This is a genomic window from Brevibacterium ihuae (assembly GCF_900184225.1).
Taxonomy (GTDB): domain Bacteria; phylum Actinomycetota; class Actinomycetes; order Actinomycetales; family Brevibacteriaceae; genus Brevibacterium; species Brevibacterium ihuae.
Genome location: NZ_FXWZ01000002.1, coordinates 149,839 through 171,244, shown reverse-complemented (window position 1 = coordinate 171,244; position 21,406 = coordinate 149,839). Strand labels below are relative to the sequence as shown.

The window sequence follows — 21,406 nt, the reverse complement described above, 5'->3', positions numbered from 1 at the left end:
TGGGACGATGGGGGCATGGTCTCCGCCCCCGTCCGTCTCGCAGCCGCGGTGCTCGCCGCGGCGCTGTGCGCGGGCTGCGCGCCGGACACCGGCGGGTCGACGGTACCGGCGGGCGCCGATTCCCTCACCGGGCCCGATCCCCGGCAGTGCCGGCACCTCTGCGCCGGCGGATCGGCCGGCGCAGAGGTGCCGGCACTGCCGGGGATCGGGCCCGAGACCCTCGCGGAGCTCCCTGCCGACTCACGCCAGGTGCTCATCGCCTCGCCGCCGGAGGCGGGCGACACCGCGGCGCGGACCGTCCTGTGGGAGCGGTCCGGGGACGGCTGGCAGCAGGTGCGCGCGTTCGCCGGGCACAACGGCGGCGCCGGCTGGCTGCGCGACCGCCGCGAGGGCGATCGCACCTCGCCGATCGGCGTCTTCGCGCTCACCGATGCCGGCGGCTCCCTGCCCGACCCCGGCGCACTCCTGCCGTACACCGAGGACCCGAGCCTGCGGTCGCAGGCGGTCACCGCCTACGGTGCGGACTACTCCGAGGTGTTCGACCTCGTCATCGCGATCAACTACAACCGCGAGCCCGGCACCCCGCCCGACGACGACACCCGGCCGCTCGGCTGGGACGCCGGGGGCAAGATCTGGATCCACGTCGACCACGGCTCCCCCACCCGCGGCTGCATCACCGTCGACGCCGCGGACATGGAGTACCTGCTGCGCACCCTCGACCCCGCCGACCGACCGCACATCATCATGGGACCCGTCGATGACCTCGCCCGTTGAGCTCCGCGTCCTCCTGCCCGAGGCCCGCACCCTGCCGCCGCGCCGCTCGGTCGCGGACAGCACCGCCGACCCGGCGGGCCCTGAGCCCGACCTCGTCGCTCTCTACGATGCGGGCCCGCTGTCCGGCCGCACTCCCGGGCTGCGCGTCCAGGTCAACATGGTCACCACCGTCGACGGTGCGATCGCCGGCGCCGACGGGCGGTCGTCGACGATCTCCTCGGCCGCCGACATGCGCGTGTTCTCGGTGCTCCGCTCGCTCGCCGACGCCGTCGTCGTCGGCGCAGAGACGACGCGGACGGAGCGCTACACCCGGCTGTCGGAGAAGCCCGCCTATCGCGCGCAGCGCGCATCCCGCGGCCAGGCGCCCGTCCCCCTCCTCGTCATCGTCTCCGGCTCCGGGCGCATCGACCGCGAGCGCCTCGCCGAGCAGGGCACCTCGGAGGTCGTCGTCCACACCGCGGCCGAGGATCCGCAGGCCCTCGCCGTGCTCCGCGAGTTCTGCGGCCCGGACAACGTCGTCGTCCATCCCGGGGACGTGCGACCGGGATCCGTCCTCGCCGACCTGCGGCGCCGCGGCGTGCAGCGGGTCCTCTGCGAAGGCGGACCGACGCTCCTCGGGACCTGGGTCGCCGCAGGGGTGGTCGACGAGCTGTGCATCACCGTGTCCCCGCTCCTCGCCGGGGCGCAGGATCACGGCGCTCCGGGGATCCTCGGCAGCGCCCGACTGCCCGGCCCGGTCCGGGTGACCCCGCTCAGCCTGCTCACCGATTCGCACACGTACATCCACCGACTGGCCGTCGCGGCCGGAGAAGGAGACCAGCCATGACGAAGACGATCGCCGTCACCGGAGCCGCCGGACAGATCGGGTACGCGCTGCTGTTCCGCATCGCCGCCGGAGCGGTGTACGGGGACGAGCCGGTGCGCCTGCGCCTGCTCGAGATCCCCGCCGCACTCCCCGCGCTCGAAGGTGTGGCCATGGAGCTCGACGACTGCGCGTTCCCCGCCCTCACCGGGATCGACATCACCGATGATCCGCGCGCCGCCTTCGACGGCGCGGACGCCGCACTGCTCGTCGGCGCCCGCCCGCGCTCGAAGGGGATGGAGCGGGCGGACCTGCTCGAGGCCAACGGGGCGATCTTCTCCGCCCAGGGCAGGGCGCTCGGCGAGGTCGCCGGCTCCGACATCCGCGTCGTCGTCACCGGCAACCCGGCGAACACGAACGCCCTCATCGCCGCGCACCACGCCCCCGACATCCCGGCGGAGCGCTTCACCGCGCTCACCCGGCTCGACCACAACCGGGCGCTCGCCCAGCTCGCCGCGCGCGCCGAGGTGCCCGTGGGGTCGATCGGGAAGCTCGCGATCTGGGGCAACCACTCCGCCACGCAGTACCCGGACGCGACGCGCGCGGTGTCCGACGGCAGCCTCGTCCTCGATCTCATCGACGACGAGGCATGGGTGCGCGAGACGTTCATCCCGACCGTCGCGCAGCGGGGCGCGGCGATCATCGCCGCCCGCGGGGCGTCCTCGGCGGCCTCGGCCGCGAACGCGACGATCGACCACCTGCGCGACTGGGTCACCGGGACCGACGGCCGGTGGGTGTCGATGGCCGTGCCGTCGAGCGGCGGGTACGGCGTGCCGGAGGGGCTGATCTCCTCGTTCCCGTGCACCGTTGCCGACGGCGAGTACCGGATCGTCGAGGGGCTCGAGATCGACACGTTCTCGCGTGCGCGGATCGACGCCTCGGTCCACGAGCTCGCCGAAGAGCGCGAGGCCACCCGGGCGCTCGGCCTGCTCTGAGGCCGGCCCCGCGGATCAGCGGGCGACCCGGTATCAGCGGGTGATCTCCGCGAGGTCGAGGACGTGGGACTCGATGAAGTTCGCGACGTCGTCGTTCCACCGATCGGGGTCGACGTTCCACTCCTTCGTGTGCCGGGCCTTCTCGTAGTGCGGCATCGTCACGAGATCGCGGCGGACGCTCGCGAGCGCGTGCGACGGCCCCGAGGGGACGAAGTCGTCGTCCTCGGAGTGGATGAGGAGCACCCGCGTGTCGAGCTCCGCGGCGCGGCGCACCCAGTCCATGCGCTTGAGGTCGAGCGGCGTCTCGAGGCCGGTGATGCGTCGGGCCCAGGGCCGGGTGAGCATGTCGAGGGCGAGCCGGGCGACCGGAGTGGGGAGGAAGTTGATCCGCGCCTGGTGGTCGAGCACGTCGTACCAGTCGACGACCGGACCGTCGAGGACGAGCGCGGCGATGTGATGGCGGTTGCGGCCGCGCGAGGCGGCCTGGAACGCGATCGCCGCGCCCATGGACCAGCCGAACACGACGACCTTCTTCGCCCCGTGCGCGAGGGCGTGGTCGATCGCGACGTCGACGTCGATCCACTCGGTGTCCCCGAGGCCGTAGCGCGCGGCGGCGCCGACGGGCACCTCGGGATCGTTGCGGTAGGAGATCGCGAGGGCCGGCATCCGCAGGTCGCTGAGCACCTGGGTGGCCTTGAGCCCTTCGGCGCGGGAGCCGCCGCGCCCGTGGACGAGGATCGCCCACGTGTCGAGCGGGGCATCGGACGTCGTGGGGAAGAACCACGCCGGCAGCTCCCCGACGTCGGATTCGAGGGTGACCTCCTCGTACGGCAGGCCGGTGGTGTCCGGATGCGGGTAGTAGACCCCGGTCCACCGTCCCCGCCGGGCCGCGCGGAGGTCTCCCGCGGTGACGGCGATGACCTCGCGCGAGACCGTGCGCGACACCGGGTCGTATTCGATGATGTCGCCGATCTGCGCGTGCCCGGCACCGGAATCGAAGTAGAGGCCGTAGCGGCCGTTGACGAGCGTGTCGTCGTCGGCGGCGAGGTGGACGCGCATGGCGTCGTCGAAGCCGTCGACGTGGAGGATCTCGAGCTCCTCCGGGGCCTGCTCGGGGATGACGACGCGGCGGGCGAAGTACGCGGCCAGGCCCGAGGTCGCGACGGAGGCGAGGACCCCGATCCCGGCGCCCACGCCCAACCCGGTCGCCGCGATCCGCAGGGCGCGCCGCCGCACGTTCTCGGACTGCTCCGGGGTCGATGTCACTGGAACCACCTCGTCACTGGAACCACCTCATCGCCACAGTCTACGTCCGCCCGCGGACCCGGGGACCCTGTACGCGCCGCGACCCCGGAGTAGCATGGAACGCACCCGCACGCGCGACGACGAGGAGGACAGCGACCGTGAGCACGAACGACCCGAGCACCCCGACGATCCGACGCAGCGACGCCGAGTGGCGGGAGCTCCTCGACCCCGAGGAGTACGCGGTCCTCCGGCAGGCCGGCACCGAGCGCCCCTTCACCGGCGAGTACACCGACACGACGACCGCGGGCTCCTACCGCTGCCGCGGGTGCGGCACGGAGCTGTTCCGCTCGGAGACGAAGTTCTCCGCCCACTGCGGATGGCCGAGCTTCTTCTCCCCCCTCGCCGAGGACCGCGTGCGCTACATCCGCGACGACTCGCTCGGCATGCAACGCGTCGAGGTGCGGTGCGCGGCATGCGACTCGCACCTGGGGCACGTGTTCGAGGGCGAGGGCTACGACACCCCGACCGACCTGCGCTACTGCATCAACTCGATCAGCCTCGTCCTCGACGAGGACGGCGCAGGCGGCGCGGACAGCGGCGCCGCGGATGCCTGAGCCGGCGGTCGAGGCCGCGGTCCGCCGGAGCACGCCCGCCGACGCGGTCGTCAAACACTTCTCCGAGCTCACGAGCGAGGAGCTCTACGGCATCCTCCAGCTGCGGAGCGAGGTGTTCGTCGTCGAGCAGGAGTGCATCTTCCTCGACCTCGACGGCATCGACATGTACCCCGACACGCTCCACGCCTTCATCCCGCACGCCGGGGCGCCCACGCCGTTCCGCGACTCCCACGGCGAGCAGACCGGGCTCTCGGTCAAGCCGGCCGCCTACGCCCGGCTCCTCCCCCACGGCCTCATCGACGGTCCTGCCGGGCACCCGGACGGGCGGAGCATCGGCCGGGTCGTCAGCGACTCGGCGGTCCGCTCCACCGGTGCCGGACGCGCGGTCGTGGGCCGGCTCGTCGAGGAGTTCGACGGCACCCTGCTCACCCTCAACGCCCAGTCCTACCTCGAGGACTTCTACGGCGCCTTCGGCTTCGTCCGGTCCGGTGAGGACTTCATGGAGGACGGCATCCTCCACATTCCCATGCGCCGGTCCGCCGGGGGCGCAGTCGGTGCCGGCTCCGGCATCGAGCGCTCCGAGTGAACCGCCGGGCCGCGGATTACGACAGCCCGCGGCGATCCCCCGCAGGAAGGAAACGACCATGACGACCACCGTCATCGGAGCCGGGGTCCTGGGCCTGTGCACCGCCCTCGAGCTCGCCGCCGCAGGTCATCCGGTCGAACTCCTCGAGGCCGAGCGCCCCTTCGCGGGGGCGAGCGGCCGGACCTTCGCCTGGGTGAACGCCAATCACAAGCAGCCGCGGGCCTACTTCGCGCTCAATGCCGCGGGCATCGCCGCGCACCACCGGCTCCAGGACCGGTGGGGCCGGTACGGGCGCTGGTTCCATCCGACGGGCGGGATCCTCGTCGACACCGGGCCGAGCAGCGCCGCGACCTATGCCGCGCGCCGCGCCGAGGCGCAGGAGTTCGGCTACCCGTGCCGGGAGATCGACGGCGCGGAGCTCGCCGCGCTCGAACCGGCGGTGGACTGGCCCGCCGCGGTGACCGGCGGGCTCTTCTTCGAGACCGAGGGCTACGTCGACGCCGCCCTGTTGCGCGACGGGCTCCTCGCCGCGCTCCGCGACCACGGTGTCGAACCGCAGATCGCCGCAGTCGAATCGTGGAGCACCGTGTCCGGTTCGGTCGAGCTGCGGATGCGCGACGGCGGGGTGCGCTCGGCGGAGCGCGCGGTGCTCGCCGCCGGGGCCGCCGCCCGCACGATCGCCGAGCGGTCGGGCGCGGCCGTGCGGATCGCGGACCTCCGGGAGCGCAGCGCGCGGACCCACAGCTTCCTCGGCATCACCGCGCCGGTCGATGTCGAGCTGCGTCACGTCATCGTGTCGGACCGGATGAACGTGCGCCCGCAGTTCGACGGGCGGCTGCTCGTGCAGGTCCCCTCGGTCGAGCACCGAGCGGCCGAGGAGTCCACGGAGGAGCAGCTCGCCGATGTCCGTGCGGAGATGGACGGAGTGCTCGCGGAGTTCTTCGGCGACCGGGTGACGCTCGAGCGGGTGATCCTCAGCGGTCGCAACCTCCCCGACGACGAGCTCACCATCGCCGGCTTCCTCGACCCCGACGAACGCGTCTACGCGCTCGTCACCCACAGCGGGATCACCCTCGCACCGCATCTGGGTGCGGTCGCGGCCGCCGAGGTCACCGGATCCCCCGACGCCGCTCTCGATCCGTTCCGGCCGAGCCGGTTCGACCGGGCCGACGCACCGGTCACCGGGGAGCGCGAGGAGTTCATCGGCCGGCAGTAGGCGCGCCTGTGCGCAGCGGCCCGCTCTGTCCACAGCCCATGACGAAGGGGGTGCGCCCCGGGGCGGCCTGCACTACGGTGGTGTCCACCCGCTCGATCCCCCGCGATCCCCATCGCGCTCATCCCCGAGGTCACCCGATGCCCGAATCGTCCCCTCTTCGACCGGCCCGTCGTCCGCACTCTGCGGCTCCGGCCGCGATCGCGGTCGCCGTCCTCGTCCTGACCGGGTGCACCGCTCCCGAAGAGGAGCATCCGCTCGCGAGCCCGACGTCCGACACCGCCGCACCCGCAGCCGAACCGACTCCGGCCTACACGACCGAGCTCCAGCTGAGCGAGGAGGAGAAGACGGCGGTGGATGAGGCACTTACGGGTCTCGACGAGTACATCTCCGTCCTCAACGAGGTGTACCGCGCAGGAGGGGAAGGCGTCGAGAAATTCGACGAAGTCGCCCGTGATTCCGTGCTCTTCGCGGCGAAGGACGAAGTCGATCAGATGCAGAGTCAAGGTGTGCAGATGATCGGCGAATATCGCCTCGATTCCAAGGTGATCGAAACCGTTGATCTCAGAATCGACGATGAGACTCAGATTCCGTTTGTCACCGTCCACTCGTGCATTCCACGGCACGAATTTTCATTCAGTGAGCCTGCAGCAACTACCCAACCTAGTCGCGAGGAGTCATTCGGCACATACCGTTTTGTGATTGCCGAGTATGACGACGCTTGGTTCGTATCCGAGCAGGAGTTGTGGGTTTCGGAATGCGACTGATGACATCCGGTCTCGTCCTACTCTTGACTCTGCTAACCATGGGATTCAGTCGCACTCCTGCGAACCCGCTTATTGAATGCCTCCCATTTCAAGATGCGCAGGGTCAATGTAAGGACTCCCGGAACTCGCCGGGCGGGGGCGGCGGCTCCAACCCTGGGGGCGGTGGCAGCGACCGGGGCTCCGGCGGCGGATCCGACCGCGGCCGCGGGGGCGGGAGCGACCGCGGAGGTGGCGGTGGCGGAGGCGGCCCCGCGGGGCCGCCGGGCGGATGCGAGACGGTCAACCTGCCCTCCGCCGGCGAGACCGCCGAGGTCTGCGCCGAGCTCGATCCGCCGGATGCCGGACCGGGAGGCGGAGGCGGCGGAGAGGCCGCTCCGACCCCGGTCGTCACCGAGGAGGACTTCCAGTCCTTCGAGATCCCGCCCTCGACGCTCCACTCCTGGCCGGATTCCTGGGCGGTGACGAACCGACGCACCGCATTCTGGGCCGACGCGTCCGTGCGGTACATCGACCTCACGCTCTTCGACATCCCGGTCCGGGTCCGGGCGACCCCGGTGGCGTATGCGTGGGACTTCGGCGACGGGACCACCGAGCGGACGACCTCGCCGGGCAGCCGACCCCGCTCGGTGCAGGATGCGCGGATCCACCACACGTACAGCGAGCCGGGCATCGTCACCGTCACCCTCACCACGTACTACGCGGGCATGTACTCCGTCGACGGCGGCCCCTGGCTGACGATCCCCGGGCAGGCCGCGGTGCCGAGCGCACCGCTCGAGCTCGAGGTCTTCCGCTATCACCGCTTCCTCGTCGAGGAGGACTGCCTCGACTCCCCCGACAGCCCGGACTGCTCGGCCCCGGAGGGCTGAGCAGGGGTCGGATCAGCGCCGGCGGCCGATCAGCGCCAGGGGGCGATGATCTCGGCGAGATCCTTCCGCGGTCCGGTGAAGAACGGCAGCTCCTCGCGCACATGGAGGCGCGCCTGCGTGTTGCGCAGCTCGCGCATGAGGTCGACGATCCGATCGACCTGCGACGCCTCGAAGGACAGGAGCCACTCGTAGTCGCCGAGCGCGAACGCGGAGATCGTGTTCGCCTTGATGTCCTTGTAGTCCGCGGCCGCCATCCCGTGCTCGCGGAGCATCTGCGAACGTTCCTCGGGCGGGAGGACGTACCACTCGTAGGAGCGGACGAACGGGTACACGCAGATGTAGTCGCCCGGCTCGTTGTCGGTGAGGAAGGCCGGGAGGTGCGACTTGTTGAACTCTGCGGGCCGGTGCATGCCGATGACCGACCACACGGGTTCGAGGATCGACCCAAGAACCGAGTGGCGCACGGCGGCGTAGGCGGCCTGGATCGCCTCGGTCGTCGGGGCGTGCCACCAGAACATCACGTCGGCATCGGGGCGGAACGCGGACACGTCGTAGACCCCGCGGACCACGAGGCCCTGGTCGGCGAGCGCCGCGAGGCGGGTGTCGATCTCCGCGGCGAGCGCCGCGCGATCCTCCTCGCCGATCTCCCCGGCGACGGAGAACACGCTGTAGCCGGCGTAGCGGATCTCCTTGTTGAACTTCTCGATCTCCTCGGGCGTGGGCTGGCGGTAGTTCGACATCGTGTCCTTCTTCCTTCTCTCTGCTGGTCAGCGGGTGATTTCGTGATCGGGGGTATCGTCGTGGGTTCGTGTTCGGTGCGGGGTTCGCGCCGCGGTGCTCAGCCGCCGGTGAGGCGGGCGACCTCGCGGTCGACCCGGGCGATGCATGCCGGGATGCCGACCCCCTCGTAGGCGGAGCCGACGAGGGCGAGTCCGGGGACCCCGGGCAGCCGCGCGTCGATCCCGGCGGTCCGCTCGAGGTGACCGGGCATGTACTGGGGCAGCGCATCCGTCCAGCGCTGGACCTCGCTGTGGAGCACCGGGGCGGACCGGCCGGTGATGCGCCGCCAGTCGTCGATCGCCGCGCGGGCGAGCTCCGCGTCGTCGAGCGCCTGCCAGGTGTCCGGGGCGTCGCCGAACCGGCCGACGCTCATCCGGACTGCCGCAGTGTCCGCGGGCAGCGTGGCCGCGAGCCACGGCCACTTGTTCGAGGCGAAGGTCGAGGCCTTGACCACGACGGTGTCGGCCGGAGGCACGAGGAAGCCCGAGCCCTCGAACGGGGCCTCGCTCACATCGATGACCGCGGTGACGACCGCGGAGCTCGCATACTCGATCCCGGCGAGGGTGCCGGCGATCTCGCCGTCGACGTCGGCGAGCAGCGGCGCCGCGACGAAGGCGGGCACGGCGAGGACGAGCACCTCGGCCTCGATCCGCTCACCGGCGTCGATCGTCCACGTGCCGTCGGCGGAGCGACCGATCCGCTCCACCGGAGCATCCGTGCGGATCGTCGCGCCGAGGTCGACCAGGTGCCGCGCGAGAGCGTCGACGAGGCGGTTCATCCCGCCCCGCAGCGACAGGAACACCGGGGGCGAATCGGAGGTCTGCGATCCGGGGACCTGGGCTCCCGGGGTGGTTCCGCGGCCGCGCGCACGCTGCTCCTGCACCCGCGCCACGGCGTCGAGGACCGAGGTGCCCTCCCGGGCCGCGGGCAGCAGGGCGGGGATCGTCGCGGCGAGCGAGAGGTCGCGGCAGCGTCCGGCGTACACCCCGCCGAGCAGCGGGTCGACGACGGTGTCGACGAGCGCATCCCCGAGCCGGGCGGCGAGGAAATCGCCGACGGACACGTCGGCGTCGCTCGGCGCGGTCGGCTGCTCCTCCGCGACCCGGGCGATCTCGTCGGGGGTGAGGAGGCCGGTGAGGGCCTGCGGGTCCGCGGGCACGCCCATGAGCGTGCCCGCCGGGATCGCGTGCATGACGCCGTGGGCGCGGATCTGCGAGGAGTGGGCCCGAGACGGGAACTCGAGCTCGAGGCCGAGCTCCCGGCACAGGCCGACGGTCTCCGGACGGACGAAGAGGCTCGCCTCGGCGCCGACGTCCGCCCCGTCAGGCGCGTGTCCGCCGAGCGCGGAGCCCCGGAGGCACCCGCCCAGGCGGTCGGCGGCCTCGAGGACGGTGATGTCGTACCCGGGCCGCGCGGCGAGCCGTTGGGCGGCGACGAGTCCGGAGATCCCTCCCCCGACGACGACGGCTCGGGTCACCGGCGAGCGTCCGTTCCGGCGGCGCCGGGGGCCTGCTCGCCGCTGGGCGCCTGGGCGGCCCGCTCGGCGAGGATCTCCCGGGACACCCGGTGGACCTCCTCGACGACGAGGCCGGGGACGGCGGGATCGGTGGCCGGCAGCACGCCGTGGCCGAGGTTGAACACGTGGCCGCCCGGGTGGTCGAGGCCGGCCCGCACGATCTGCTCGACGCGCGGGCGCAGCACCTCCCACGGGGCGAAGAGCATCGCCGGGTCGAGGTTGCCCTGGAGCGCCTGGCCCGGCTGCACACGCGCGGTGGCGTCGGCGAGGTCGACGCGGAAGTCGACGCCCATGACCGTGGAGCCGGCCTCCGACATCGGGGCGAGCAGCTCACCGGTCTGCACGCCGAAATGGAAGCTCGGGACCTCGTGGTGGCCGAGCGCGGCGAACACCGCCTGCGAGTGCGGCAGCACCGAGGCGCGGTAGTCCTGCGGGCTGAGGTAGCCGGCCCACGAGTCGAAGAGCTGGAAGGCCCGCGCCCCGGCGCTCAGCTGCACGTCGATGAAGGTCGCCGACATCCGTCCGAGCTCCGCGAGGATGGCGGAGAACAGCCCGGGGTCGCCGAGCATCATCGCCTTGGTCTTCTCGTGGTTGCGGCTCGGGCCGCCCTCGATGAGGTAGCTCGCGACGGTGAAGGGGGCGCCGGCGAAGCCGATGAGCGGGGTCTCGCCGAGCTCGGCGACGATCCGGGTGACGGATTCGGCGATGTCGGCGAGCGCCTCGGGCTCGAGCTCGGGGAGCCGGTCGAGGTCCGCGCGGGTGCGCACCGGATGGGCGATGACGGGGCCGACCCCCGGCTCGATGACGACGTCCACGCCGGCGGCCTGGAGCGGGACGACGATGTCGGAGAAGAAGATCGCGGCGTCGACGCCGTGGCGCCGGACCGGCTGGAGGGTGATCTCGGTGACGAGGTCGGGGGTGCGGCAGGCCTCGAGCATCGCGTTGTCCTTGCGGAGCTCGCGGTATTCAGGAAGGGACCTGCCGGCCTGACGCATGAACCAGACCGGGGTGTGATCAACCGGCTGCGAGAGAGCAGCGCGTACGAGAGTCGAAGCCATTGCTCCATGGTCTCATCTGCGCGCGGACCGGTGAAACCGGGACGGTGGACAGGACCTCGCGTCTCACCCCGGTGCGGCTCGTCAGGGGATCGGGGTGTCCGCGGTGAGCGCGTGGAACGTCCGGTCGACGTAGACCAGCGGCGGCCGGGGCTCGTCGGCGAGGATCTCGCGGACCGCGGCGACGACGACGGTCGACTCCCCCACCCCGACGTGCTCGAGGTGGGAGCACAGGAGCGCGGCATGGACCCCGGGCAGCACGGGCTCGCCGCCGGGCAGGGTGCGCCAGCCCTGGTCGGGGGTGAAGCGCGGTGCGCCCGGCACCGCGAAGGACCGGGCGATGTCGACCTGGTCGGCGCTGAGGAGGTGGACGACGAACGACTCCGCCGCGAGCACCCGGGAGGCCGAGCCGCGGCGCGTGGTCAGCGAGAACAGCAGCGCCGGCGGAACCGCGGACACGCTCGCCACGCTCGACACGGTGAGCCCCGCCGGGCCGTCCGGGCCGGTCGCGGTGATCACCGCGACCCCCGCGGGATGGTGCCGGAACGCGTGCTTGAAGTCCTCGGGGTCGAGCTGGTTCACGGGTGCGATCTCCTCCGGGTTCGTCCTTGGTCTCCTCCGCCCCAACGCCGCACCCTGGGCCCGGCATTCCCGCCCGCCCCGCCCGGAGGCGCTCGAACCGGTGCGGACGCCGCGGATCCGCACGGCCCGGACATGTCCTAGCGTCCACGCCGGTGCGGACGCCGCGGATCCGCACCGGCGTGGACGCTAGGACATGTCCGGGCCGTTGCCTACCCTGGGAGGCGTGGTAGTCCCGTCTCCGCTCATCCGCACCCCCGAGCCGTTCGCACGCGCCTCGGAGGTGCTCCGTGGGGCCGTGAGCCGCCCCCATGTGTCGATCTCCGAGATCCCCGCCCCGGGCAAGCTCGCACCGTATGCGGTCGCGCTCGGCGCCGAGGTCGTCTCCGCGGAGCATCCGGAGACGACGGGAGCGGACGTCGACGAGCTCGCGACCGGTCGCGTGGTCGTCCTCTACGATCCGGATCGGCCGTCCGAATGGGACGGCGAGTTCCGCGTCGTCAGCTACATCCGCGCCGAGCTCGAGCACGAGCTCGGCCACGAGGCGATGCTCGGCTCCGTCGCCTGGTCCTGGCTCACCGAGGCCCTCGAGACCAACGGCTGCGAGGTCCGCAGCATCGGCGGCACCACCACCCGCGTCCTGTCCGAGAGCTTCGGCACGCTCGCCGGGCGGCCGGCGACGATCGACCTCGAGTTCCGGGGCTCCTGGACCCCGGTGATGGAGGATCCGGAGCAGGTCGGCGACCACCTCTCCGCCTGGATCGACCTGCTCTGCACCGTGGCCGGGTTGCCGCCCCTGCCCGAAGGCGTCACCGCACTGCCGGGGCGCCGCCGGTGAGCTCCCACCACACCGACGAGTCCCTGCCCCTGCTGTCCGCGCCGGCCGACGGGGTGCCCGCCATCGTCGACACGCCGGAATCGCTCGCCGCGGCCGCCCGCGATCTCGCCGCGGCCGCCGGTGCGGTCGCCGTCGACGCCGAGCGCGCCTCGGGGATCCGGTACGGCAGCCGCGCGTTCCTCATCCAGCTCCGGCGCGGCACGGCCGGCACGATCCTCATCGATCCGGAGGCGCTGCCGGACCTCACCAGCATCGACGACGCCCTCCGCGGGGCGGAATGGGTGCTCCACGCCTCCACCCAGGACCTGCCCTGCCTCGCCGAGCGCGGGATGCGGCCCGACGCACTGTTCGACACCGAGCTCGCCGCGCGGATGCTCGGCTTCGAGCGCTTCGGCCTCGCCGCGGTCGTCGGGGAGACGATCGGGGTCCGTCTCGCGAAGGAGCACTCGAACGTCGACTGGTCGAAGCGGCCGCTGCCGGCCGACTGGCTCACCTATGCCGCGCTCGACGTCGAGCTCCTCAACGAGGTGAGCGATCTGCTCCAGGAGCGTCTCGAGCAGGAGGGCAAGGCGGAGTTCGCCCAGCAGGAGTTCGACCACCTGCTCGACTTCGCCCCCGCCGTTTACGCCGAGCCGTGGCGCCGCGTCAGCGGCATCGGCACGGTGAAGTCGCGGCGGGGCCTCGCCCGCGTCCGTGCGCTGTGGACCGCCCGCGACCGCGTCGCCGCCGCCCAGGACCTCGCGCCGAGCCGGATCCTCCGCGACCGTCATCTCATCGAGGTCGCCGGGATCCGCGCCCGCACGCCCGACGACCTGCGGCGGATCCCGGGGGTTCCGGGAATGGACCGGCCCGCCCGGGTGCGCTGGCACAAGGCACTCTCCGACGCCGATGCGCTCCCGGAGTCGGAGCTGCCCGATCGGCGCTCGCCGGACTCCGAGGCCTCCCCCGAGGTCGACCGCAATCGCGTCAAGGTCCGCCTCGAGCTCATGAAGCCCGCCGTGGCGGCCGTCGCACGCGCACACGGGATGCCGCACGACCTCGTGCTCACCCCACGCCACGTCAAGGCGCTCGCCGGCCGCCGCACGGTCGGCGACGCGGACGCAGTCGCCGCGTTCCTCGCGGACCGGGGCGCCCGGCCCTGGCAGATCGATGCCACCGCCCGCGTGCTCGCCGACGCCGCACGCGAAGCGGATTCGGGCGCCTAAGAATGCACTCGGGCGGCCCAGGACTGCACTCGGGCGCCGAGCCCCTCAGCCGATGAGCTCCGACACGGTGACGAACCGGTAGCCCTCCGCCTGCAGCCGGTCGATGACCGGGCGGTGGTTCCACGAATGGTTGCGATCTCGTGCACCTTGCGGCGGCGCCGCCGGCGGGTCTCCGGTCGCGCCCCCGGGTCACGAGGGGTCACGGACCGTCCCGGCGGAGGCGGACCCGGCCGGGTCTCCGAGCTCCGGGCCCGTCTCGGCGGCAGCGGCGTCTCCCGAGGGGTCGAGGACGGCGGCGCGCTTCCAGCGCTCCTCCGCCTCCCTGAGGTCCCCGTCGTCGCCGAGCACGGTGCGCAGCTCGACCTTGTGGATCTTGCTGATCGTCGACCGGGGCAGCGCGGAGACGAAGAACACCTCGCGCGGCACCTTGAAGTCCGCCAGCCGGTCCCGGCACCCGTCGATGATCCGCTCGGCGAGTCCCGGCTCCGGGTCCTCGTCGACGACGAACACCACCGGCACCTCCTCGAGACTCGGATCGGGGCGCCCGACGACCGCGATCTCCGCGGCGCCGACGATCTCCTGGACGACCCGCTCGATCTCCGAGGCGGCGACGTTCTCCGCCCCGACCCGGAGCATGTCCTTGACCCGGTCGAGGAAGGACAGCGTGCCGTCGGGATTCACCCGCACGAGATCGCCGGTCGACATCCAGCCGGCGGCGTCGAAGGCGGCCGCGGTCGCCTCCGGGTTGTTCCAGTACTCGGCGAACAGCGACACCCCGCGGACCCCGCGGATGACGAGCTCGCCGGACTCCCCCACTGCGGCCGGTGTCCCGTCGGCGCGCCGGACCTCGATCTCGTACTCGAGTGCCGGGCGACCCATGTTGCCCGGCACGTCCGAGGGCCGGCCGTCGGAGATCGTGCCGTGGCTCACCGTCTCGGTCATCCCCCACCATGCGACGGTGGCGACCCCGCACTTCTCCTCGAGCAGCGGGCTGCTCGCTCCCCCGCCGAAGACTCGGTAGGAGTGCTCGGCCGGCGGCGTCGAGGCGAGGACCGCGCGGGTGGAGAGCCCCATGAGGGACACCCACGTGCAGCCGTGCGCGACCGAGATGTCCCAGAAGCGGCTCGTCGACCACTTGGGGAGGAGGACGAAGCGGCCGCCCGTCCACAGGCCCGTGAGCACCGAGTAGCCCATCGCATTGGTGTGGAAGAGCGGCATGTAGACGAGGTGCACGTCATCGGGGCGCAGCCCCTCGTGCGCGGCGCTCACCCGGGCCGACCACAGGCCGTTCGCGTGCGTCCACAGCACGCCCTTGGGCCGCGAGGTGGTTCCCGAGGTGCACTGGATGCTCAGCGGCGCAGCCGGGTCGGGCGCCGGGAGCACGGGCCTGCTCGAGGTCCGGGCGAGCGCCTCGAACCCATCGGGACCCGGATCGCCGACGACGCTGATCCAGTCGAGCGCCCCGCCGGCGGTCCGCACGGTGTCGACGAAGCGCTCCTGCGTGATCGCCGCCCGCGCGCCGCTGTTTTCGATGAAGTAGGCGAGCTCGTCGGCCGACGACCGGGCGTTCGTCGTCACGGCGACCGCGTGGATCGCGGCGCAGGCGAACCAGGCGAGGAGGAACTCCGGGCAGTTCTCCATGTGGATGATGACGCGGTCGCCGGCGGCCACTCCGCGTTCCTGGAGGGACGCGGCCACGGCCTCGCAGTCGGTGCGGAACTCCCCATAGGTCCACGTCCGCGCATCGGCGTCGAAGGGCTGCCAGGTCAGCAGCGGGGAATCCGGTGCCGCATCCGCGGTGTCCGCGAGCAGGCCCCACACGTCGGAGCCGAGGAACGGATGGGCGGTCGGCATGGTGAAGCCGGTGGATGCGGGCGTCGACGGTGACTGCATGGGACTCCTCGGTGGGCGGTGGGATTCGCCCAACCAGCCCGCCGATCCCGGGTCAAGGCACGCGCCGCCAGGCGAGACGTCGGGCGCCGCGTCGCCGGGCCAGGGCGGCCGGCGACGGGTCCGGGAGCCGGGGATCAGCCGGTCTGGGTGGCGCTCCGGACGACCCGCCCGGCGATCTCGGCCGGCAGCATGTGGAGGATCTTCTCGACCATGTCGGGGACTGCGAGGCCCGCGTACTCGAGGATCTCCTCGCGGGTGCCGTGGGGCAGGAACTCGTCGGGAACCCCGAGCTCGAGCACCCCGGTGCGCGAGTCGTCGTCGCGCAGGTCCTGGCGGATCTGCGAGCCGATGCCTCCGATCTTCACCCCGTCCTCGATGACCGCGACGAGGGCGTGCGCCTTGCCCATCTCGAGCACCGACTCCGGCACCGGCAGCACCCAGCGGGGATCGATCACCGTGGTGCCGATGCCCTGCGCACGCAGCTCCTCGGACACCGCGAGCGCCCGGTCGGCGAGCGCCCCGACGGACACGATGAGCACGTCCGCGTTGCGGCCGGCGGGCAGCTCGGCGAGGACGTCGACGCCGTCGTCGGTGCGGCGGAGCGCGGCGATCTCGCTGCCGACGGTGCCGCGGGAGAAGCGGACGACCGTCGGGGCGTCGGACACCGCGACGGCCTCCTGGAACTCCTCGGCCAGACGGGTCGCGTCACGCGGGGCCGCGAGCCGGAGCCCGGGCACGATCTGGAGCATCGCCATGTCCCAGATGCCGTGGTGGCTCGCCCCGTCGGGACCGGTGACCCCGGCCCGGTCGAGGACGAAGGTCACCCCCTGCCGGTGGAGGGCGACGTCCATGAGGAGCTGGTCGAAGGCCCGGTTGAGGAAGGTCGCATAGAGGCACACGACGGGGTGGAGCCCGCCGTAGGACAGACCGGCGGCCGAGGCCACGGCGTGCTGCTCGGCGATGCCGACGTCGAACACCCGGTCGGGGAACTCGGCGGCGAACTTCTCGAGCCCCACGGGCCGGAGCATCGCGGCGGTGATCGCGACGATGTCGGAGCGCTCGCGGGCGACCTCGACGATCTCGTCGCCGAACACCTGGGTCCACGAGGTGGCCGACGAGGGCTGGGAGCGGCCGGTGAGCGGATCGATGACGCCCACGGCGTGGAACTGGTCGGCCTCGTCCTCGATCGCCGGGGCGTAGCCGTGGCCCTTCTGGGTGATCGCGTGGACGATGATCGGCCCCTGGTCGTAGTTCTTCGCCCGGGCCAGCGCCCGCTCCATGCTCTCGAGATCGTGCCCGTCGAAGGGGCCGATGTACTTGATGCCGAGCTCGTCGAACATCCCCGTCCGCGGGGACGTGACCATGTCCTTGAGCCCCTTCTTCACCCCGTGCATCGCGGTGTACGCCGCCCGCCCGGGAGGGCCGGACTGCTGGAGGCGGTCGCGGCCCCAGCTCAGCAGCTTCTCGTAGTTCGAGCTCGCCCGCAGCGAGTCGAGGTGCGCGGCGAACCCGCCGACGGTCGGGGCGTAGGAGCGGCCGTTGTCGTTGACGACGATGACGAGCCGACGAGCGGGCTCCGAGCGATCCGCCGCGATGGTGTTGAGGGCCTCCCAGGCCATACCGCCGGTGAGCGCCCCATCGCCGATGACGACGACGACGGTGCGGTCGGTCTCCCCCCGGAGCTGATGGGCCTTGGCGATGCCGTCGGCCCAGGAGAGCGCCGTGGAGGCGTGAGAGTTCTCGATGACGTCGTGCTCGCTCTCGGAGCGCGACGGATATCCGGACAGGCCGCCGCGCTGCCGCAGCGTGTCGAACTGCGCGTAGCGACCGGTGAGGAGCTTGTGGACGTAGGTCTGGTGGCCGACGTCGAAGAGGATCGTGTCGCACGGTGAGTCGAACACGCGGTGGATCGCGGTGGTGAGCTCGACGACGCCGAGGTTCGGACCGAGGTGGCCGCCGGTCCCGGCGACCGTCGTGATGAGCGTGTCCCGGATCTCCTTGGTGAGCACCTGGCACTCGGCATCCGACAGGGACTTGAGATCCGCCGGGGAGGTGATGGTCTCCAGGAATGTCATGCGCGGGTTCGCTCCTTCGGGTGCGCGGGCGCGCACGGCTGTCGAAACATTCGTCCAAGCGTAGCAATCCTACTGCCCGGTCCCTGGGTGAGCTCCCAGAGTGGAGGACCCGGCGGGCACCGGTGTCCGGGCTGGTCGGATCGCGCAGGATCGGATCATCCCCGCACCTCACAGCGGTGCACACTGAGGAGACGAACACGCAGGACGGACGAGGAGATCATCATGCGCTCGGTCATCATCACCCAGAACATCACCGCCGACGGCTCGATCGAGATGCTCGACGACTGGTTCGACCCGGAGCCCCCCGTACCGGGCCGGAGCGAGCTCGCCGAGCTCAACGCCGCCCAGGAGGAGGCCTGCGATCTCGTCGTCCTCGGCCGGCGCACCTTCGAGGACTTCCGCGGGTACTGGCCGGATGCCGACGATGCCGCAGGGATCTCGGATTACCTCGACACGGTCGACAAGGTCGTGGTCTCCCGCACGCTCACCGACCCGGGCTGGCGGAACTCCGCCGTCGTGCGCGATCCGCTCGCCGCGATCCGCGAGCTGCGGGAGCGCGCGGGCGGGGACATCGTCGTCACCGGGAGCATCTCCGTGTGCCACGCGCTGCTGCGCGCCGGCCTCGTCGACGAGATCCGGCTCTTCGACTACCCCTGGCTGCAGGGCCGCGGGCGCCTCCTCCTGCCGGCCGACGCCCCACCGGTGCGGCTGACGCTCACCGACGCCCGCCTCCTCGACGGCGTCATGCCCTATCGCGCCTACCGCCTGCACTGAGGACGCAGCGCTCCGCCCGGTGCCGGGTCGGAGCACGCGAACGGGCCGGGATCCCTGAGGATCCCGGCCCGTTCGGTCCGCTCGATGAGCGGCGGCGCCGGTGCGGCGCTGCGTCGACTCAGTCGACGAGCGAGCGCAGCACGTACTGGAGGATGCCGCCGTTGCGGTAGTAGTCGGCCTCACCCGGGGTGTCGATCCGGACGACGGCGTCGAACTCGACGGTCTCGCCGCCGTCCTTCTTCGCGGTGACCTTGACGGTCTTCGGAGTGGTGCCCTCGTTGAGAGCGGTCACGCCGGAGATGTCGTAGGTCTCGGTGCCGTCGAGACCCAGGGTCTCGGCGGACTCGCCGGCCGGGAACTGCAGCGGCAGCACGCCCATCCCGATGAGGTTCGAGCGGTGGATGCGCTCGAAGCTCTGCGCGATGACCGCGGACACGCCGAGCAGCTTGGTGCCCTTCGCCGCCCAGTCGCGCGAGGAGCCGGTGCCGTACTCCTTGCCGCCGAGCACGACGAGCGGGATGCCCTGCTCCTGGTAGTTCACCGAGGCGTCGTAGATCGTGGTCTGCGGACCGCCCTCCTGCGTGAAGTCGCGGGTGAACCCGCCCTGCACGCCGTCGAGCAGCTGGTTCTGCAGCCGGATGTTGGCGAAGGTGCCGCGGATCATCACCTCGTGGTTGCCGCGGCGCGAGCCGTAGGAGTTGAAGTCCTTGCGCTCCACCCCGTGCTCGACGAGGTACTTGCCGGCCGGGGTGTCGGCCTTGAAGGATCCCGCCGGGGAGATGTGGTCGGTGGTGACCGAGTCCCCAAGCAGCGCGAGCACGCGGGCGCCGGTGATGTCCTCGACCGGCGAGGTCTCCTTGGTCATCCCGTCGAAGTACGTGGGCTTGCGCACGTAGGTCGAGTTCGGATCCCACTCGAAGGTGTTGCCCTCGGGGGTGTCGAGCTGCTGCCAGCGGGCGTCGCCGTCGAAGATCGTGCCGTACTCCGAGGAGAACATGTCGGTGTCGATCGAGGAGTCGATGACCGACTGGATCTCCTCCGGGCTGGGCCAGATGTCCTTGAGGTAGACGTCGGCGCCCTCCGAGTCCTGGCCGAGCGGCTGGTTCTCGAAGTCGAAGTCCATGGTGCCGGCCAGCGCGTAGGCGATGACGAGCGGCGGGGAGGCCAGGTAGTTCATCTTGACGTCCGGGCTGATGCGACCCTCGAAGTTGCGGTTGCCGGAGAGCACCGCGGTGACCGACAGGTCGTTGTCCTGGATCGCTGCGGAGATCTCGTCCTCGAGCGGGCCGGAGTTGCCGATGCAGGTCGTGCAGCCGTAGCCGACGATGAAGAAGTTGAGCGCCTCGAGGTCGTCGATGAGACCGGCCTTGGTGTAGTAGTCGGTGACGACCTTGGACCCCGGAGCGATCGAGGTCTTGACCCACGGCTTCGAGTTGAGGCCCTTCTCACGCGCATTGCGGGCGAGCAGGCCGGCGGCCATCATCACCGAGGGGTTCGAGGTGTTCGTGCACGAGGTGATCGAGGCGATCGCCACCGCGCCGTTGGCGAGGTCGAAGCTGCGGCCGTCGGGCATCGACACGGCCGTCGACTTGTCCTCGTCGCCGGGCTGCGCGTAGTTGTGGATGTCCTTCGCGTACTGCGACTTGGCGTCGGCGAGCTCGATCCGGTCCTGCGGACGCTTGGGGCCGGAGATCGAGGGCACGACGGTCGACAGATCGAGCTCGAGGTACTCGGAGTACTCGACCTCGACGGACGGGTCGTGCCACAGGCCCTGCTCCTTGGCGTAGGCCTCGACGAGCGCGATCTGCTCCGCCGAGCGGCCGGTGAGCTTGAGGTACTCGACGGTGACGTCGTCGATCGGGAACATCGCGGCGGTCGAGCCGAACTCCGGGCTCATGTTGCCGATGGTCGCGCGGTTGGCGAGCGGCACGGAGCCCACGCCCTGGCCGTAGAACTCGACGAACTTCCCGACCACGCCGTGCTGGCGCAGCATGTCGGTGATGGTGAGCACGACGTCGGTCGCGGTCACGCCCGAGGGGATCTGTCCGGTGAGCTTGAAGCCGACGACGCGCGGGATGAGCATCGAGACGGGCTGGCCGAGCATCGCGGCCTCGGCCTCGATGCCGCCCACGCCCCAGCCGAGCACGCCGAGGCCGTTGACCATCGTCGTGTGCGAGTCGGTGCCGACGAGGGTGTCCGGGTAGGCGCGGGTGACGCCGCCGACCTCACGGGCCATGACGACGCGGGCGAGGTACTCGATGTTGACCTGGTGGACGATGCCCATGCCCGGGGGGACGACCTTGAAGTCGTCGAACGCGGTCTGGCCCCAGCGGAGGAACTGGTACCGCTCGCCGTTGCGCTGGTACTCGATGTCCATGTTGCGCTCGATGGCGTCCTCGGAGCCGAAGGCGTCGATCTGGACCGAGTGGTCGATGACGAGCTCGGCCGGGGCGAGCGGGTTGATCTTCGCGGGGTCGCCGCCGAGGTCCTTGACGGCCTCGCGCATCGTGGCGAGGTCGACGATGCAGGGCACGCCGGTGAAGTCCTGCATGACCACGCGGGCGGGGGTGAACTGGATCTCGGTGTCCGGATCCGCGCTCGGGTCCCATTGGGCGAGAGCGGTGATGTGATCCGCCGTGATGTTGGCACCGTCCTCGGTGCGCAGCAGGTTCTCCAGCAGCACCTTGAGGCTGAAGGGCAGCTTCTGAGATCCGTCGACCGCCGACAGGCGGTAGATCTCATAGGACTTGCTGCCGACCTCCAGGGTGCCCTTCGACGAAAAACTGTCGACGTTGCTCATCGTGTGTCTCCTGTTCGTTGGCACGAGAT

19 protein-coding genes are annotated in these 21,406 nt (G+C 71.6%); 11 read left to right on the top strand and 8 right to left on the bottom strand.

Annotated features, from left to right (window positions below):
• The first annotated feature begins 15 nt into the window (after positions 1 to 15).
• Genes C1A17_RS14010 through C1A17_RS00730 form a run of 3 tightly spaced genes read left to right on the top strand, consistent with a single transcriptional unit; the run spans position 16 to position 2,571 of the window.
• Entirely contained in the window at positions 16 to 774 is a 759-nt protein-coding gene (locus C1A17_RS14010) for a L,D-transpeptidase family protein (RefSeq protein WP_146000562.1), read from the top strand.
• Positions 758 to 1,600 (top strand): dihydrofolate reductase family protein, encoded by an 843-nt coding sequence (locus C1A17_RS14005; RefSeq protein WP_146000561.1) that lies wholly within the window; start codon positions 758 to 760, stop codon positions 1,598 to 1,600. Before C1A17_RS14010 ends, C1A17_RS14005 begins: the two co-directional genes overlap by 17 nt.
• On the top strand, positions 1,597 to 2,571 hold the full coding sequence (locus C1A17_RS00730) for a malate dehydrogenase (protein WP_101649797.1): 975 nt from the start codon (positions 1,597 to 1,599) through the stop codon (positions 2,569 to 2,571). The genes C1A17_RS14005 and C1A17_RS00730 overlap by 4 nt, the downstream gene beginning before the upstream one ends.
• A 33-nt stretch (positions 2,572 to 2,604) precedes the next feature.
• Here the strand turns inward: C1A17_RS00730 and C1A17_RS00725 are convergent, their stop codons facing one another.
• Positions 2,605 to 3,837, bottom strand: a complete 1,233-nt coding sequence (locus tag C1A17_RS00725) for an alpha/beta hydrolase family protein (RefSeq protein ID WP_180953172.1) — start codon at positions 3,835 to 3,837, stop codon at positions 2,605 to 2,607.
• A 137-nt stretch (positions 3,838 to 3,974) separates the two neighbouring features.
• On the opposite strand from C1A17_RS00725, the gene msrB reads away from it, so the two are divergent.
• From msrB to C1A17_RS00700, 5 genes are all read left to right on the top strand, one after another.
• Positions 3,975 to 4,430 (top strand): peptide-methionine (R)-S-oxide reductase MsrB, encoded by a 456-nt coding sequence (msrB, locus tag C1A17_RS00720; protein WP_245873353.1) that lies wholly within the window; start codon positions 3,975 to 3,977, stop codon positions 4,428 to 4,430.
• Entirely contained in the window at positions 4,423 to 5,016 is a 594-nt protein-coding gene (locus C1A17_RS00715) for a GNAT family N-acetyltransferase (RefSeq protein ID WP_101649793.1), read from the top strand. Before msrB ends, C1A17_RS00715 begins: the two co-directional genes overlap by 8 nt.
• Positions 5,017 to 5,074: 58 nt before the next feature.
• A complete protein-coding gene (locus C1A17_RS00710) occupies positions 5,075 to 6,232 on the top strand; it encodes an NAD(P)/FAD-dependent oxidoreductase (RefSeq protein ID WP_101649791.1) in 1,158 nt (385 codons plus the stop codon).
• A 137-nt stretch (positions 6,233 to 6,369) separates the two neighbouring features.
• A complete protein-coding gene (locus tag C1A17_RS00705; RefSeq protein ID WP_101649789.1) occupies positions 6,370 to 6,996 on the top strand; it encodes a hypothetical protein in 627 nt (208 codons plus the stop codon).
• Positions 6,997 to 7,454: 458 nt separating this feature from the next.
• Positions 7,455 to 7,862, top strand: coding sequence for a PKD domain-containing protein (locus tag C1A17_RS00700; RefSeq protein ID WP_245873351.1), 408 nt, complete (start codon positions 7,455 to 7,457; stop codon positions 7,860 to 7,862).
• A gap of 29 nt (positions 7,863 to 7,891) precedes the next feature.
• Here C1A17_RS00700 and hemQ read toward each other — a convergent pair whose 3' ends face one another.
• The 4 genes from hemQ to C1A17_RS00680 form a co-directional block, all read right to left on the bottom strand.
• The gene (gene hemQ / locus C1A17_RS00695; RefSeq protein WP_101649787.1) at positions 7,892 to 8,602 is read right to left on the bottom strand and encodes a hydrogen peroxide-dependent heme synthase; all 711 of its coding nucleotides are present in this window, start codon (positions 8,600 to 8,602) and stop codon (positions 7,892 to 7,894) included.
• 98 nt (positions 8,603 to 8,700) lie between these two features.
• Positions 8,701 to 10,119, bottom strand: coding sequence for a protoporphyrinogen oxidase (gene hemG, locus C1A17_RS00690; protein WP_101649785.1), 1,419 nt, complete (start codon positions 10,117 to 10,119; stop codon positions 8,701 to 8,703).
• Positions 10,116 to 11,216 (bottom strand): uroporphyrinogen decarboxylase, encoded by a 1,101-nt coding sequence (gene hemE, locus C1A17_RS00685; protein ID WP_101649783.1) that lies wholly within the window; start codon positions 11,214 to 11,216, stop codon positions 10,116 to 10,118. The genes hemG and hemE overlap by 4 nt, the downstream gene beginning before the upstream one ends.
• A gap of 81 nt (positions 11,217 to 11,297) precedes the next feature.
• Positions 11,298 to 11,795 (bottom strand): flavin reductase family protein, encoded by a 498-nt coding sequence (locus tag C1A17_RS00680; RefSeq protein ID WP_101649773.1) that lies wholly within the window; start codon positions 11,793 to 11,795, stop codon positions 11,298 to 11,300.
• 223 nt (positions 11,796 to 12,018) lie between these two features.
• Between C1A17_RS00680 and C1A17_RS00675 the strand changes: the two genes are divergently transcribed.
• Both C1A17_RS00675 and C1A17_RS00670 read left to right on the top strand, forming a co-directional pair.
• The gene (locus C1A17_RS00675; protein ID WP_101649772.1) at positions 12,019 to 12,630 is read left to right on the top strand and encodes a DUF3000 domain-containing protein; all 612 of its coding nucleotides are present in this window, start codon (positions 12,019 to 12,021) and stop codon (positions 12,628 to 12,630) included.
• Positions 12,627 to 13,835: an HRDC domain-containing protein gene (locus tag C1A17_RS00670; protein ID WP_245873349.1), complete on the top strand. Its 1,209-nt coding sequence runs from the start codon at positions 12,627 to 12,629 to the stop codon at positions 13,833 to 13,835. The genes C1A17_RS00675 and C1A17_RS00670 overlap by 4 nt, the downstream gene beginning before the upstream one ends.
• A 189-nt stretch (positions 13,836 to 14,024) precedes the next feature.
• Here the strand turns inward: C1A17_RS00670 and C1A17_RS00665 are convergent, their stop codons facing one another.
• On the bottom strand, positions 14,025 to 15,728 hold the full coding sequence (locus tag C1A17_RS00665; RefSeq protein WP_245873347.1) for an AMP-binding protein: 1,704 nt from the start codon (positions 15,726 to 15,728) through the stop codon (positions 14,025 to 14,027).
• A gap of 134 nt (positions 15,729 to 15,862) precedes the next feature.
• Positions 15,863 to 17,803, bottom strand: a complete 1,941-nt coding sequence (gene dxs / locus C1A17_RS00660) for a 1-deoxy-D-xylulose-5-phosphate synthase (RefSeq protein WP_101649771.1) — start codon at positions 17,801 to 17,803, stop codon at positions 15,863 to 15,865.
• Between the two features lie 222 nt (positions 17,804 to 18,025).
• Here dxs and C1A17_RS00655 point away from each other — a divergent pair, with 222 nt between their 5' ends.
• Positions 18,026 to 18,577 (top strand): dihydrofolate reductase family protein, encoded by a 552-nt coding sequence (locus C1A17_RS00655; RefSeq protein WP_101649770.1) that lies wholly within the window; start codon positions 18,026 to 18,028, stop codon positions 18,575 to 18,577.
• Between the two features lie 118 nt (positions 18,578 to 18,695).
• Here C1A17_RS00655 and acnA read toward each other — a convergent pair whose 3' ends face one another.
• Positions 18,696 to 21,377 carry an aconitate hydratase AcnA gene (gene acnA / locus C1A17_RS00650; RefSeq protein WP_101649768.1) on the bottom strand — a complete coding sequence of 894 codons (2,682 nt, stop codon included), beginning with the start codon at positions 21,375 to 21,377 and terminating at the stop codon, positions 18,696 to 18,698.
• Between the last annotated feature and the right edge of the window lie 29 nt (positions 21,378 to 21,406).

What these genes read in the sequence shown, in the direction of transcription:
- C1A17_RS14010 (WP_146000562.1), top strand. Translation starts at nt 16, where the DNA reads ATGGTCTCCGCCCCCGTCCGTCTCGCAGCCGCGGTGCTCGCCGCGGCG.
- C1A17_RS14005 (WP_146000561.1), top strand. Translation starts at nt 758, where the DNA reads ATGACCTCGCCCGTTGAGCTCCGCGTCCTCCTGCCCGAGGCCCGCACC.
- C1A17_RS00730 (WP_101649797.1), top strand. Translation starts at nt 1,597, where the DNA reads ATGACGAAGACGATCGCCGTCACCGGAGCCGCCGGACAGATCGGGTAC.
- C1A17_RS00715 (WP_101649793.1), top strand. Translation starts at nt 4,423, where the DNA reads ATGCCTGAGCCGGCGGTCGAGGCCGCGGTCCGCCGGAGCACGCCCGCC.
- C1A17_RS00710 (WP_101649791.1), top strand. Translation starts at nt 5,075, where the DNA reads ATGACGACCACCGTCATCGGAGCCGGGGTCCTGGGCCTGTGCACCGCC.
- C1A17_RS00705 (WP_101649789.1), top strand. Translation starts at nt 6,370, where the DNA reads ATGCCCGAATCGTCCCCTCTTCGACCGGCCCGTCGTCCGCACTCTGCG.
- hemQ (WP_101649787.1), bottom strand. Translation starts at nt 8,602, where the DNA reads ATGTCGAACTACCGCCAGCCCACGCCCGAGGAGATCGAGAAGTTCAAC.
- hemE (WP_101649783.1), bottom strand. Translation starts at nt 11,216, where the DNA reads ATGGCTTCGACTCTCGTACGCGCTGCTCTCTCGCAGCCGGTTGATCAC.
- C1A17_RS00665 (WP_245873347.1), bottom strand. Translation starts at nt 15,728, where the DNA reads ATGCAGTCACCGTCGACGCCCGCATCCACCGGCTTCACCATGCCGACC.
- dxs (WP_101649771.1), bottom strand. Translation starts at nt 17,803, where the DNA reads ATGACATTCCTGGAGACCATCACCTCCCCGGCGGATCTCAAGTCCCTG.
- C1A17_RS00655 (WP_101649770.1), top strand. Translation starts at nt 18,026, where the DNA reads ATGCGCTCGGTCATCATCACCCAGAACATCACCGCCGACGGCTCGATC.
- acnA (WP_101649768.1), bottom strand. Translation starts at nt 21,377, where the DNA reads ATGAGCAACGTCGACAGTTTTTCGTCGAAGGGCACCCTGGAGGTCGGC.